Below are 13,572 nucleotides of genomic sequence, written 5' to 3'. Positions count from 1 at the left end.
ACTGGGAAACATTGAAAACCATCAAGCACAGGTCAGGCAAAGCGAAACGACAAGGTTTCAACGCAGTATGACCGAGCATAGTAGTTTTTCAGCGGTTCCCTAGCATTTATTAACCAGATATCCCCCACGTGCTGAGACCGGTCCTATCGGTCTTCATGGAGATTTCGGTCAAAGCCGAAGAGGACGACGTTAGATGACGCAAGCTACCAACACTGTTTATACCGACCTGAGCATCGCCCACCTGATTGAACTGGCGATCCAGCGCAACGAGGGGCATCTGGCTGACAACGGCTCGCTGGTAGTCGAGACTGGCGCTCGCACCGGCCGTTCACCAATGGATCGATTCATCGTTGACGAGCCAGGCACCAGCAGCGCTATCGCCTGGGGCCCGATCAACCGTCCGTTCCCGGCGGACAAATTCGATCCGCTGTGGGATCGCGTCGCTGCCTACCTGGCAGAGCGTACCAGCTTCGTTTCGCACGTCCATGTTGGTTCCGATCCGGAACACTACCTGCCGGTCGTCATGACTACCGAGACTGCCTGGCACAACGTTTTCGGTCGCACACTGTTTATCAATGCACCGCGCCACAACCCCTCCGACAAGCCCGAATGGCAGATCATGAATGCGCCGCATTTTGTCTGCGATCCCGAGCGTGACGGTACCAACAGCGATGGTTGCGTCATCATCAACTTTGCCCAGCGCAAGGTGTTGCTGGCTGGTATGCAGTACGCCGGTGAAATGAAGAAGGCCATGTTCTCGGTGCAGAACTTCCTGCTGCCCGCCAAGGACGTGCTGCCGATGCATTGCGCTGCCAACGTGGGTGACGAGGGGGACACTACGCTGTTCTTCGGGCTGTCCGGCACCGGCAAGACCACCTTGTCAGCAGATGAATCGCGTAATCTGATCGGCGACGATGAGCATGGCTGGGCCGAAGGCAGCGTGTTCAACATCGAAGGTGGTTGCTACGCCAAGTGCATCGACCTGTCGCAGAAGAACGAGCCGGTCATCTGGAATGCCATCAAGTTTGGCTCTATCGTCGAGAACGTGGTTATCGATCCGGAAACCCGCGTCGCCGATTACACCGACGTCAGCCTGACGCAGAACACCCGCGCCGCGTACCCACTTGAGCACGTTGAAAAGCGGGTTCTCGAGAATCGTGCCGGCGAGCCCAATGCGATTATCTTCCTGACCTGTGACCTGACGGGCGTGTTGCCGCCGGTATCGATCCTGAATAACGAGCAGGCCGCCTATCACTTCCTGTCGGGCTATACCGCGCTGGTGGGTTCCACCGAGATGGGTTCGGGTAGCGGCATCAAATCTACCTTCTCTACCTGCTTCGGCGCGCCTTTCTTCCCGCGTCCTGCCGGTGAGTATGCAGAGCTGCTGATCAAGCGCATCAATGCTTTTGGTAGCAAGGTATACCTGGTCAACACCGGCTGGACCGGTGGCTCCTATGGCGAAGGCAAGCGTTTCAGTATTCCGACTACACGGGCAATCATCGCTGCCGTGCAGTCTGGTGCGCTGATCGGCACCGAGACCGAGCACGTGCCGGTTATCAACCTGGATGTGCCAAAGTCCGTTCCGGGCGTTGACAGCACGCTACTGAACCCGCGCAACACCTGGGCCGATCCGGCCAGGTACGATGCGGCTGCTCAGGAGCTGGCGAAGCTGTTTGTCGAGAACTTCAAGAAGTTCGAGGTTTCGCAAGAGATCGTTCAGGCTGGGCCGCAGCTGTAATCCAGGCTTGACAAAGCCGTAAACAGAACCCGCCTATTGGCGGGTTTTGTGTTTAAACGGACGCTCTGCAGGCAAGGAATCAAAAGCTTCAAATAAAGGGTTGACACCCCCGCGCTGACCGGTAAAATGGCGCGCCTCAGCAGGGGATATGTGACGCAAGTCATTGCTTCTACTGAGGGTTTGAAGAAGTAAAGTTGTACAGGTAATTCCGCGATAGCTCAGTTGGTAGAGCAAATGACTGTTAATCATTGGGTCCCAGGTTCGAGTCCTGGTCGCGGAGCCATCTGGCAATATATCGGGGTATAGCGCAGCCTGGTAGCGCGCCTGCTTTGGGAGCAGGATGTCGGGAGTTCGAATCCCCCTACCCCGACCATTTTTGAGAATGGGTCGTTAGCTCAGTTGGTAGAGCAGTTGGCTTTTAACCAATTGGTCGTAGGTTCGAATCCTACACGACCCACCACTCAAATATCTGCAGTATCCAGTATCGTCCTGATACGCCTTTTTATCCGTTTCATTCCTGTCACTCAGCACTCCTCTGCAGTCCCATTCCGATCAGTTTTCCACTGGCCATGCTTGCCTGATGGTTTTTGCTGTGCCTATGGTAGGGCTCGTTCAAGCCTGACCGGAACCGTCCAATGACCTATACGCTGACGCCTACCCGTGCCGCCGAGCTGATCCGCATGACGCTAGGGCATGTGCAGCGCGAATATCCGCATTCAGAAGGGGTGCGGCTCAATTCCGAGACTGACCTGGCCGCGCCTCGCTGCAACCATCCGGTGTTCTTTGGTAGCTATGACTGGCACTCCTGTGTTCACAGCTACTGGCTGCTGGCGCGACTGCTGGCCAGCTTTCCGGATTTGGATGCAACAGATGAAATTATTGCGCTGTTTGATCAGCAGCTCACCGCCGAGAATATCGAGCAAGAGCTGGACTGGTTCCGTGCGCCGGGCAGGGGAGGGTTTGAGAGGCCGTACGGCTGGGCATGGCTGTTAGGCCTGCATGACGCCCTAAAACAGCTCCGTCATCCCCGTGCGGGACTCTGGGCGGGCAATCTCCAGCCCCTGGCAGGGTTTCTTTCAGGCAGCTTTATTACCTATCTGCCCAAGCTCGGTTTCCCGGTGCGCACCGGCACGCACAGCAATACCGCCTTCGCCATGTTGTTCGCCTATGACCATGCGTTGCGAACGGAGAATGCCGCCCTGCGTGACCTGGTGGCGCGCCGCGCTGAAGCCTTTTATCTGAGCGATGCGCAGTACCACGGCTGGGAGCCAGGCGGAGAAGACTTCCTCTCACCAGGCTGGCAGGAAGCCTTGTTATTACAAAGAGTACTCAGCCGTGGGGATTTCCTGGAGTGGTTTGCCGGTTTTCTGCCAGAGTTGGCGGAGGGCCGGCCGGCCAGTCTGTTTATGCCGGTTGAGCCGGCAGACCGCACTGACGGACGCCTCGCGCATCTGGACGGACTCAATCTGAGCCGCGCATGGTGCTTGCGTGAGCTTGCCCTGGGGTTGGACGAATTCGATTCGCGGCGGGCGGTGTTGGAGTCAACCGCGCAGCGTCATTTACAGGCGGGCAGTACCCACCTGCAAGACGACTACATGGGCGAGCACTGGCTCGCCAGCTTCCTGTTGTTGGCGTTGGGTTGCTAGGCTCTGCTGCTGCTTCAACGTACCCTCGATGAAACGGCGACAGACCCTAAGCGCCTCAGTGCAGCTTCAGGCGCGGCTCGGTACTGCGCCCGATGCGATCGCTCAGCATCAGCATCATGGTCCTGGGCAGCCCGTAGAGCGCCATCTGATGCATACGGTATAGCGAAACATAGAACATCCTCGCCAGCTTGCCCTCGAGCATCACGCTGCCGGTGAGATTGCCCATCAGGTTGCCCACCGCGCTGAAGGTGGACAGGGAGATCAGCGAGCCGTAATCGCGGTAGGTGTATTCCTCCATTGGCTTGCCATCAAGCAGGCGGCGGAAGTTTTTCGCCAGCAAGGTCGCTTGCTGATGTGCTGCCTGCGCGCGTGGCGGGACAAATTTGCCTTCCTCCCGGGTCGGGCAGGAGGCGCAATCGCCAAACGCAAAAATGTGCGGGTCATCCGGAATCTGCAGTGTACGGGTAACCAGCAGCTGATTGATGCGATTGGTTTCCAGTCCCAGCTCGGTCAGAAATTTCGGCGCGCGAATCCCCGCCGCCCAGACTTTCAGCGAAGCCGGGATGGTCTCGCCACTGGCCAACAGCAGGCCATCGGCCTTGACCTCTTTTACTGGCGAACCGGTATGCAGTTTCACGCCGAGATCTTTCAGGGTCTGGGTCACCGGTGTGCTGATTCGCTCTGGCAACGCGGGCAGCACGCGCGGTCCGGCTTCGACCAGATTGATATTCAGATCCTCTGGTCGGATGCGATTCAGGCCGTAGGCCTGAAGCATCTGAGCGGCATGATGCAGCTCTGCGGCCAGTTCGACCCCGGTCGCGCCCGCACCGATTATCGCCACGTTGATCTGTTCCGATGGTGCATCGTTCTGGCTGGCCTGGGCCTTCATATACTGGTTGAGCAGCAGACGATGAAAGCGTTCGGCCTGCAAGCGGGTATCCAGGAACAGACAATGTTCCGCAGCACCCTGGGTATTGAAATCGTTGGTGGTACTGCCGACGGAAATCACCAGGTAATCGTAACCGAGACGACGTTCGGGGATCAGTTCATCACCGTGCTCATCCTTGAGCGGTGCCAGGATGACCTCGCGCCGCTCGCGATCCATGCCGGACATGCAGCCAAGCTGGAATTCAAAATGATTCCACTTGGCCTGAGCGACGTAGTTGAGTTCGTCTTCAGTCGAATTCAAGGATCCGGCGGCCACCTCATGCAGCAGCGGCTTCCAGATATGGGTCATATTGGCATCGGCCAGGGTGATATGGGCTCGCTTTCGCTTCCCCAGGGTACGGCCGAGGCGGGTGGCCAGTTCAAGGCCCCCGGCGCCGCCTCCTATTATCACTATCCGGGGAGGGGCAGTTTGCAGTTCTGATTGCGACATGGACGAGACTCTTGCAATTAAGGAATCGTTCGTCAGTCATCATGTCCTTCATATATGGACAAGCGTTGCCAGAAAGCGCGCGATCAAGCCGAGACCGATTACCGAACCGATTATCACGGCCAGCAGTAACCAGACTCTGAAGGGCTTGCGTTTAACCTGGTGAATCGGGGAGGCAAGGTATTCATCGACCCGTTTCTGGTCTTCAGGATATAAGCGACTTGGCATGGCATGACCTTTTTGTGGTGTGCGCAATTCGATGTTGCGCGCTCAGGCTTGACTGACTATGCCCGCATTCTATTATGCGGATGCACAGAATGCATCTCGCAGAATTTTTTCCTGCTCCAGTTCCAACATACATCGGTTTGGGTTGCTCACGCCGATTCTTTCATCGCCCGGCTCTGCACCCGTCGCAAAGACCGGCCCTGCTCGACGGAGCAGCTGCACATCCAGAGGTCTCTATGCTTGCAGCCAGCCTGCTAACCGGTTTTCAGTCCATTGTCAGTCTGCTGCTCTATGGCGGTGTATTGCTCTGGGCGCTGGCCCATGCGCCCTGGGTTGAGTTGGCAGCCGACGCGCGCAGGCAGCATTTGCTGTACGGCAGCGTCTTTCTGTTGTGTGTGCTGTGGCTGATGCGCCGCGAGTTCGATAGCGGCCTGACCTTCCATTTCATCGGCATGACGGCCGTTACGCTGCTGCTGGACTGGCCGCTGGCGATAGTTGCCGGCACGTTGGCGCAGGTTGCCATGGTTATCCTCGGCATGGACGATGCGGCAGCCTTCGGTGCCAATGGACTGGTACGTATTCTCGGCCCGGTTGCGGTGACGATAGTCATCAGCCAGGCGCTTGAGCGCAGCAAACCCAGCAATCTGTTCCTGTATATATTCATCAGCGGTTTTTTTGCCGCCAGCTTTGCAGCGGTGGCTGCCGTGTTATTGGGTATGGGCATGCTGGGCTGGTCCGGCAATCTGACGCCTCCTGACACTCTCGTGGAGTTTTTTGGCTACATGCTGCTGGTGATGTTTCCGGAGGCATTTATCAACGGCATGATTGTTTCAGGGCTGGTGGTGTTCTGCCCCGAGTGGGTAGAAACCTTCAATGCTGACCGTTATTTCCAGGAGCCACACGACAAACCTTGAGCCGGATCAATGGTTGAATGCGGCGGTTGTGGTGCAATCAAATCCTGTTCACGCTTTTTGAGAGGGCTGCGCATGTCTGTCTACACACTGGCAAAAACCATCATGCAAGACGCGAGCGAGCAGGCCAGAACGGCCGGTTATAGCGAGCAGGATCTGGCGCGTGCCTTGATGAGCGAGCTCATTGCCGTCTACAAACGCGAGCGTAGTGACCAGGACATTGCGCATGAGCTCAACTTCCTCGCCGAGAACCTCGACGAGGATGCCGAATACGCTTTCATGCGACCGTGAATTAGCGCAACAGCACTTCGATCGTGCCATCGGCGCTGACTGTTACGTCCGCCTGACCGCTCTCGACGGAGGGTGCTGACATTTCCTTGTCGGCTGCCATTGCCATGGTCCGGGCACGGAACAAGGCAGGGGGCTGCGACATCTGCGAGTTCAGGTTCAGGTGCACGACTTTGTAACCGCTGCCACCCAGGCCGCGGGTAGCCAGATCAGCGCGCGCCTTGAATGCCTCGATGGCTTCCTGCATCAATTCGTCCTCGGTAGCGCGGCGGGTCACGGGCGACAGGCTGAACTGCATGCTACCAAGGCTCAGGTTACCCATGAGTTTGCCGGTCAGTTCGGTCAGTACCGCAAAGTCGCTGCCTTCCAGCACAATTTCCCCGCGCTCGCGCCAGGCAACGATATTTTCACCTTCCTTGTCATATACCGGTTGGCTGCTGCGGTTGCCGCTGGAAACCTTGACGCCTTGCGCCTGTCTGGCGATGTCCAGGCCGCGATTCAGGCGTGTGGTGATGTTCTCGGCAAGTACTGACGGCTCCTTGTCCTGCTCCTCCGCGAAGAACGTCACGCGCAGGGTGTCGTGGGTGACTGATTGCTGAACTTCGGCGCGCAGGGCGACCTGGTTGTAGCGCTGTTCGTATTGGTCGGCCAAAGCAGGTACTGACGCGCAAGCCAGGCCAAGCAGGACGGCGGCGAAAAAAGGATGAGGCATGGAGTTCTCCTTGAAAGTGCAGTGCAGGCAGTGCTCAACGAAGCGGGTTCGCTGAGCAAGCGAAAAAGGTATCCTGCCGATGTTATAGATATATAGATACCAGCGCTTATCGATCTTTCCCTGACGCCGCGAGGAAAGACCAATCAAGGCTGGGGCCCAACACTGGAGCGCTAAACACAATGCAGCGGTTTTTCATCAGTCCCAACACCCTTGCGCTGTCTCCGACTCGTCAGAACCTCTGGCGTCTGATTCTTATTCGGTTGCTGGTCTGGGTTGCTCAATCATTGTCTGTCGCGGGCGCATACCTGAGCGGCTGGTTTCCTCTGCCATGGCTGCCCCTGCTTATCACGCTGGGCATATCAGCGCTGGTATCCGTGCTGACGGTTTTGCGCCTGAGTCGCGGCTGGCCAGTGACGGAGCCGGAGTACGGCCTGCAGCTGCTGTTCGATATGCTGGTGCACAGTGTTCTGCTGTACTACTCCGGCGGCCCCACCAACCCCTTCGTTTCCTATTATCTGGTGCCCCTGACTATCGCCGCCGCTACCTTGCCATGGTTCTACACGCTGCTGCTGGCATGTGTTGCAATCAGCGCCTACAGCCTGCTGCTGGTCTGGTACAAACCGCTGGACGCCTTCGAACTGCCGGTGGTCAGCCACATGATCAACCTGCACGTGATCGGCATGTGGCTGAACTTCGCCATGAGCGCTGCGTTAATCAGTTTTTTTGTGGTGCGCATGGCTGCAGCCCTGCGTCAGCACGCTGACCACCTGGCCGAGCGCCGCGAGCAGGGGCTTCGGGATGCCCAGCTGCTCGGCATCGCCAGTGTTGCAGCCGGCGCAGCACATGAGCTCTCGACCCCGTTATCGACCATGAGCGTGTTGCTCAAGGACATGCGTGCCGATTATGTCGCTGACCCGCAAATGCAGGAGGACCTGACGCTGCTCCAGCAACAGGTCGCTCAGTGCAAGGAGAGCCTGCAACACATGGTGCGCACCGCGGAGGATGATCGGCTCAAGCCGCGCCGACGGGAGCGGGCAGATGCCTGGCTGAACACAGTGCTCGCGCGCTGGCATCTGATGCGTCCCGAGGCAAGCTGGCAATGGAAGCCTTTACCTGAAGGCGAGGTGCCCTGGATTCAGACCGGTCCGGAGCTTGGGCAGGCGCTGCTCAATCTATTGAATAATGCTGCCGACGCCTGTCCGAACAATATCCAGATCGAGCTGGTCTGGGACGCGGACTGGCTACGATTGCGCATTCGCGATTATGGTCCCGGGGTGCCGCTGCATATAGCGGAACAGTTGGGTACGGCCTTTCTGACGACCAAGGGCAAGAAAGGCTTTGGATTGGGCCTGTTTCTCAGTCAGGCCGCGGTTGAGCGCCTCGGCGGCAGCGTTAGGCTTTATAATCAGGACGGAGGCGGCACCCTCACCGAGGTGACTCTGCCAACCGCAACGGAGGTGGACCTATGACTGACGAGAGTACCGAAGAGCAGCCGCTACTGTTGCTCGTTGATGATGACCCGACCTTTACCCGGGTACTCGCCCGCGCGCTGGCGCGCCGGGGCTTGCGCGTTGAGACGGCAGGCGGGGCAGAGGAAGCCATGCAGCTGGCCAAACAGGAGCGTCCTGATTTCGCAGTTCTGGACCTGAAAATGGAAGGTGAATCGGGTCTGGTGCTGATGCCGCGTCTGCTGGAGCTCTACCCCGACCTGAAGGTGGTGATTCTCACCGGGTACTCGAGCATCGCCACCGCGGTGGAAGCGATCAAGCGAGGAGCCTGCAACTATCTGTGCAAGCCAGCAGATGCCGACGACGTTTTGACTGCGTTGCTGTCCGATCAGGCCGACCCCGACACCTTGGTGCCTGACCACCCAATGTCCGTTGATCGCTTGCAGTGGGAGCACATCCAGCGCGTGCTGGCGGAGCACGAAGGCAATATTTCCGCAACCGCCCGAGCCCTCGGTATGCATCGGCGCACCTTGCAGCGCAAACTACAAAAACGCCCGGTACGTCGTTGACGCCCGGGCGCTTGGCAAATGGTTGATGCAGCGCATCAACCATTCAGATGACGTCAGCTGTTCTGACGGATTCCGCAGATAATCCACGGCTGGTTCTCGCCGGCCGCACGCTCCAGGCGCCAGCTCTCATCGAACCAGGTGCCGTCGTCTTCAGGCGTGTCGCGATCCAGACCGGTAAAGCCGACCGTGGCTATCGCACGCCCGTCGATCTCATCTACACCTTCAAGACGAACCTGCAGCTGTTCGACAAAACCGTTCGGCATCGGAGGATTGTCGCTGCGGGTAGCTAGCAGTTCTTCCAGTAACGGCGCATCCACGTATTCAGCCATGCCCTCTACATCATTGTCGCGCCAGTGCCGCTGCAAGGTGAAGAAGTGTTCTTCAGCGCCACGCAGGAAGCGTTCGCTATCAAACCAGGCAGGTGTATTCACCGGTGCTACGCTGGACGCTACCGAAGCGGGCGCCGTCGGTGCGGGGCGCGGCGGTTCGATCGGTGATTGGCGGAAGTGCCCCCCACCGGCCGGTTGCGGCTGTGGTTGACTCGCCTGGCGACGCGCAAACAGCTTGAACAGCATGAAGGCGATCAGGCCGACGATAAGGATGTCCAGCAACTGGATGCCCTGGAAACCGTCACCGAAAAACATCGATGCGAGCAAGCCACCCGCGGCAATGCCTGCCAGCGGACCCAGCCAACGACTGGCGCCGGACGCAGCACCAGGCTGCTGCTGATTGCGCGGTGCCGCTTGTTGGTCCTGGGATTGTTGCTGTTGACGCTGAGCCGGTTGGCTCTTGTGCGCCGGAGCAGAACCGAACGCTTTGCCGCCGCCAAATCGGCGTGCTTCGGCATCTGGAACAGTCAATCCGACCATAAGGAAGACAGTAAAGAAAGGTATCAACCAGCGCATGTGCGTTACTCCAATTTGATCAGCCGAAATAGTGCCAAACACTATTGGTCACTGACCAGCTTTAATGTGTATCGTTGTGTCAATCCCACACTATACGGGAGCCTCTGGAACGCGTTGTGAGTGATTAAGGCAAGGCGCAACCAGGTGCACCGCCAGAGCTGACACGCGCAATCGTTTTGCCGGTTGGAATCTGTCAGGTGCAGTCTGCTATCCAGGGCTTCAGGCGAGGACAGCATGTTTACACGAATGCATTCGGAAAACGTTCAGGCTTTGCATGTTTTTGCTGACCAGGCGACCGGCCTCGAAGCCGTTATCGCTATTCACAACACCCGACTGGGGCCGGCGCTGGGCGGTTGCCGTTACCAGGCCTACGCTGATTTCGATTCCGCCGTGGCGGATGCAGTACGGCTGGCTCGCGGTATGAGTTACAAGGCAGCTCTGGCTGGGTTGGAGCAGGGCGGGGGCAAGGCGGTGATTATCCGCAAGCCGCATGTAGACAATCGTGCCGCGCTCTTCGAGGCATTCGGCCGCTGCATCCAGTCCTTGCGTGGCGGTTACATCACGGCGGTCGATAGCGGCACCAGCAGTGAGGATATGGACTGCATCGCGCGTGAGACCAGCTTCGTGACCAGTACCACCCAGGCCGGTGATCCCTCTGCGCATACTGCGCTGGGCGTGCTCGCGGGCATTCGCTCAGCAGCGCGTGAGCGTCTGGGGCAGTCCTCGCTGAACGGCGTGCGGGTCATGGTGCAGGGGCTGGGCAATGTCGGCTATGCGCTGGCGGAGTTACTGGTCGCTGAAGGGGCAGAAGTACTGGCTGCGGATATCGATCCAGGCAAGGTGCGTCTCGCTGTGGACGAACTGGGCGTGCAGCCGGTTGCTCTGGATGCTGTGTATGAGTCTCCCTGCGATGTGCTTGCACCCTGTGGACTGGGCGGTGTTCTCAACCCTGACACCATCCGGCAACTGCGCTGCGCCGCCGTGGCCGGCTCGGCCAATAATCAGCTGGTTGATGCCGATGCCGCCGACCTGCTGGACGCTCGCGGCATACTGTACGCGCCGGATTACGTGATCAACGCTGGCGGGCTGCTATATGTAGCGCTGACTTACAAGGGAGAGCCAGCGAGTACTATAGCCGGACGCATCGACAGCATCGGTAGCCGGCTGGACAGCATTTTCGCGCAGAGCGAGGCCGAAGGTCGCTCACCGGCGACCATCGCGGATCGCCAGGCCGAAGACATTCTGTATCCCTGAAGGGCCGCGGGACGTGGCTGGCCATGCTGATCTGAACCTGGGAGTAGCCGGGCTCCATGGAGAGGTTCAGCGCGACTGCTGCATAGCCGACCAGCCTGGTACGAGCTGGTGCCCGGGCCACCCAGGGGGCACCCAGCGCTAGGGTCTGTTCCTTCTGCGCTCGAGCGAGCGCAAAAACCCAGCCAACAACTCCGGCCTAACCCTTCCAGCTTCCAGCCTTGAGCCTCCACCTTCAGCCCTTGTCCAAACGGAAACGTTTGCGCAGTTGCGCGTCGAGTACTGAGGTAGGCAGCCAACGTTTCAGGCTGACCATCTTCCGGCTGTTGGCGCCGATCAGCGCTTCCTCCGGGCGTAGCGGATTCTTGATATAACCCATCAGCTCCACAGCAAAGTCACGGGCCGGCGTCGAGTCGCCTTTTTGCGAAGCCATGGCGCGTGCCTGGACGCCTTTTTCCCAGGGCTTGAACCAGGAATTGTCGTCGATGGTAATGGCGGCTGTGGCGTTGTTACCAAAGTCGGATGCAATGGATCCCGGTTTGACTGTCAGCACCTTGATTCCGAACGGCGTGAGCTCAAGACGCAGAGCATCGGACAGCGCATGCAGGGCCGCCTTCGAAGCGCAGTAAACACCGGAGAAAGGCGTGGTGGTTACGCCGGAGACGCTGCCGATATTGACGATCAGACCCTCGCTTGCACGAAGCAGATCGGCCGTAGCGCGCACCAGCTGGAGCGGAGCAAACACGTTGGTGTCGAACTGCTTGAGCAGCGTCTCGCGATCAGCATCAAGCACCGGGCCCATTGCACCGTAGCCTGCGTTATTGACGAGCACATCCAGCCGGCCGGCTTCGTTTTGCAGGCGTGCGGCGCAGGCAGCGAGCTGTTCGGCATTGTTCACATCCAGCTCTACCGCGACCGCGCCACGTTCGACCAGCGCCGAAAGGCTGCCAGGTTTACGCGCGGTGGCCCAGACCTGGTACCCCGCGTCGATCATTATCTCTGCCAGCGCTTGGCCAATGCCGGATGAGCAACCGGTTATCAATGCTACGGGTTTGTTCATGCTGCGATCCTGATTGTTATTAGTTATTGAAATTCGGCACGGACGTCGTCCATCCGATAGTCCAGATCCGGTGCCCGATAACCGGTGCGCAGACGAGGCACCCGGTAACAGCCCGTCCAGTCACCTTCGGGGGGAATCGACTGGTCAACGCGGTAAGTGGCGGCGGTGGTACTGGTATCTACCAGATTGGTGTTGAATCCGGGCTGTGCGGCCAGCAACCGCCAGCTGATAAGGGTAACGGTATGCGCGCTGTTGTTGATGATATCGACGCGCAGTGGTTTACCGAACTCGCAGGCGTCTGGTGCGTAGGCGACGCTCATATCCAGCTGATCCGCTCGTCGGCCGTCTAGCCACTGCATGGTCGCAACGATAGCTCCGAGCAATAGCGCCAGGCCAACAAGGACCAGACTCGCAGGAACCATGGGCCGCGGGAAGCGTACCAGCAGGATCAACCAGGCCAATAGCAGGACAATGCCCAATGCCATGAACAGCTCCTTGTGTGGAATGGTTGGTAAGTGTGACGTCCGGACGACTCTAACAGACCTGGCGCTTTGTGGATGACCAGCCGAATAATTCACAACTGTTATCGAGGCAGGCCTGAGCCAGCTCTTCGGTTGCTTCGCCGCGCAGTTCGGCCAATTGGCGACAGATTTCCGGTAGGAACTCGGGGCTGTTGCGCTGGTATGCCTGGAAGCTGGGGGCCATATCCGGCGCATCGGTTTCCAGTACCAGACTTGATTGAGGCAGTTCAGCAAGGGTCCGACGCAAGCGTGTGGCCTGCGGCCAGGTCGCCGCGCCGCCGAGACCGAGCTTGAATCCCAGCTTTATATATTCTCTGGCTTCTTCGCGGCTTCCTGCAAAGGCGTGCACTATGCCCGCGCGTTTCAGACGAAAGCGTTTGAGGGTGGCAATCATTGGCGCATGGGCGCGACGAACATGCAGGAGCGCAGGCAGATTGAAATCACTGGCCAACTGCAGCTGCGCCTCGAGCAGCGTCTGCTGTCGCTCACGGTTCAGTTCGGGCAGGAAGTAGTCGAGCCCGATTTCTCCTACCGCGCAGCACTGCGGATGACCGGACAGGGCGGCGAGGCGCGTCTGTAGCGCGTCGATATCCTCTTTACGGTGTTCGTCGAGAAAAACCGGGTGCAGCCCGAACGCCCCGAACAGCGCCGGATCTGACAGAACCAGTTTCCATAACCGGTCCCAGTTGGACCCAGTGATGCCCATGATCAGAATCCGCTCGATTCCGACGGACTTCGCATTACTTATAACTTTCTCGCGATCCGCGTCAAAATCCGGACAGTCGATATGAGTATGGGTATCGATATAACGCATAATTGACATATTCAGAGAGTAGGTTGCTAAATAGCATGGCACATTTAGCCGGGTCTGATTCGAGTGCAGACGTCCCGGAGCGAAGTGCACGCTTTCAGTGCAGTGCCTG

14 protein-coding genes and 3 tRNA genes are annotated in these 13,572 nt (G+C 58.6%); 10 read left to right on the top strand and 7 right to left on the bottom strand.

Annotated features, from left to right (window positions below; genetic code table 11):
- The first annotated feature begins 193 nt into the window (after positions 1-193).
- The 5 genes from G3M63_RS00900 (at position 194) to G3M63_RS00880 (ending at position 3,384) form a co-directional block, all read left to right on the top strand.
- On the top strand, positions 194-1,738 hold the full coding sequence (locus tag G3M63_RS00900) for a phosphoenolpyruvate carboxykinase (protein WP_163981610.1): 1,545 nt from the start codon (positions 194-196) through the stop codon (positions 1,736-1,738).
- A gap of 207 nt (positions 1,739-1,945) precedes the next feature.
- A tRNA-Asn gene (locus G3M63_RS00895) sits at positions 1,946-2,021 on the top strand.
- Positions 2,022-2,034: 13 nt separating this feature from the next.
- Positions 2,035-2,111: transfer RNA gene (locus G3M63_RS00890), tRNA-Pro, on the top strand.
- Between the two features lie 11 nt (positions 2,112-2,122).
- A tRNA-Lys gene (locus tag G3M63_RS00885) sits at positions 2,123-2,198 on the top strand.
- 175 nt (positions 2,199-2,373) lie between these two features.
- A complete protein-coding gene (locus G3M63_RS00880; RefSeq protein WP_163981609.1) occupies positions 2,374-3,384 on the top strand; it encodes a DUF2891 domain-containing protein in 1,011 nt (336 codons plus the stop codon).
- A gap of 55 nt (positions 3,385-3,439) precedes the next feature.
- On the opposite strand, the gene G3M63_RS00875 is transcribed toward G3M63_RS00880, so the two are convergent.
- Both G3M63_RS00875 and G3M63_RS00870 read right to left on the bottom strand, forming a co-directional pair.
- Positions 3,440-4,762, bottom strand: coding sequence for an NAD(P)/FAD-dependent oxidoreductase (locus G3M63_RS00875; RefSeq protein WP_163981608.1), 1,323 nt, complete (start codon positions 4,760-4,762; stop codon positions 3,440-3,442).
- Between the two features lie 48 nt (positions 4,763-4,810).
- Positions 4,811-4,987, bottom strand: coding sequence for a DUF3094 family protein (locus G3M63_RS00870; RefSeq protein ID WP_150299390.1), 177 nt, complete (start codon positions 4,985-4,987; stop codon positions 4,811-4,813).
- A 233-nt stretch (positions 4,988-5,220) separates the two neighbouring features.
- Here G3M63_RS00870 and G3M63_RS00865 point away from each other — a divergent pair, with 233 nt between their 5' ends.
- Together G3M63_RS00865 and G3M63_RS00860 are read left to right on the top strand one after the other, a co-directional pair.
- Positions 5,221-5,898, top strand: coding sequence for an energy-coupling factor ABC transporter permease (locus G3M63_RS00865; RefSeq protein ID WP_163981607.1), 678 nt, complete (start codon positions 5,221-5,223; stop codon positions 5,896-5,898).
- A gap of 72 nt (positions 5,899-5,970) precedes the next feature.
- Positions 5,971-6,186 carry a hypothetical protein gene (locus G3M63_RS00860; protein WP_150299392.1) on the top strand — a complete coding sequence of 72 codons (216 nt, stop codon included), beginning with the start codon at positions 5,971-5,973 and terminating at the stop codon, positions 6,184-6,186.
- A 1-nt stretch (position 6,187) separates the two neighbouring features.
- Here the strand turns inward: G3M63_RS00860 and G3M63_RS00855 are convergent, their stop codons facing one another.
- Entirely contained in the window at positions 6,188-6,895 is a 708-nt protein-coding gene (locus G3M63_RS00855; protein ID WP_163981606.1) for an SIMPL domain-containing protein, read from the bottom strand.
- 194 nt (positions 6,896-7,089) lie between these two features.
- Between G3M63_RS00855 and G3M63_RS00850 the strand changes: the two genes are divergently transcribed.
- The gene (locus G3M63_RS00850) at positions 7,090-8,364 is read left to right on the top strand and encodes an ATP-binding protein (protein WP_371923565.1); all 1,275 of its coding nucleotides are present in this window, start codon (positions 7,090-7,092) and stop codon (positions 8,362-8,364) included.
- Entirely contained in the window at positions 8,361-8,912 is a 552-nt protein-coding gene (locus G3M63_RS00845) for a response regulator transcription factor (RefSeq protein ID WP_150299395.1), read from the top strand. Before G3M63_RS00850 ends, G3M63_RS00845 begins: the two co-directional genes overlap by 4 nt.
- A 53-nt stretch (positions 8,913-8,965) precedes the next feature.
- Here G3M63_RS00845 and G3M63_RS00840 read toward each other — a convergent pair whose 3' ends face one another.
- A complete protein-coding gene (locus tag G3M63_RS00840) occupies positions 8,966-9,817 on the bottom strand; it encodes a Tim44 domain-containing protein (RefSeq protein ID WP_163981605.1) in 852 nt (283 codons plus the stop codon).
- 234 nt (positions 9,818-10,051) lie between these two features.
- Here G3M63_RS00840 and G3M63_RS00835 point away from each other — a divergent pair, with 234 nt between their 5' ends.
- Positions 10,052-11,071, top strand: a complete 1,020-nt coding sequence (locus G3M63_RS00835) for a Glu/Leu/Phe/Val dehydrogenase (RefSeq protein WP_163981604.1) — start codon at positions 10,052-10,054, stop codon at positions 11,069-11,071.
- Between the two features lie 232 nt (positions 11,072-11,303).
- On the opposite strand, the gene G3M63_RS00830 is transcribed toward G3M63_RS00835, so the two are convergent.
- The 3 genes from G3M63_RS00830 to G3M63_RS00820 are packed head-to-tail and all read right to left on the bottom strand — an operon-like array spanning position 11,304 to position 13,463.
- Entirely contained in the window at positions 11,304-12,128 is an 825-nt protein-coding gene (locus tag G3M63_RS00830; protein WP_163981603.1) for an SDR family oxidoreductase, read from the bottom strand.
- A gap of 23 nt (positions 12,129-12,151) precedes the next feature.
- The gene (locus G3M63_RS00825) at positions 12,152-12,613 is read right to left on the bottom strand and encodes a hypothetical protein (protein WP_163981602.1); all 462 of its coding nucleotides are present in this window, start codon (positions 12,611-12,613) and stop codon (positions 12,152-12,154) included.
- 49 nt (positions 12,614-12,662) lie between these two features.
- The gene (locus tag G3M63_RS00820; protein ID WP_163981601.1) at positions 12,663-13,463 is read right to left on the bottom strand and encodes a TatD family hydrolase; all 801 of its coding nucleotides are present in this window, start codon (positions 13,461-13,463) and stop codon (positions 12,663-12,665) included.
- Between the last annotated feature and the right edge of the window lie 109 nt (positions 13,464-13,572).

The organism is Pseudomonas sp. OIL-1, assembly GCF_010669185.1.
GTDB lineage: Bacteria > Pseudomonadota > Gammaproteobacteria > Pseudomonadales > Pseudomonadaceae > Halopseudomonas > Halopseudomonas profundi.
The sequence above is the reverse complement of the archived record's forward strand: the minus strand, read 5'-3'. Positions and strand labels throughout refer to the sequence as shown.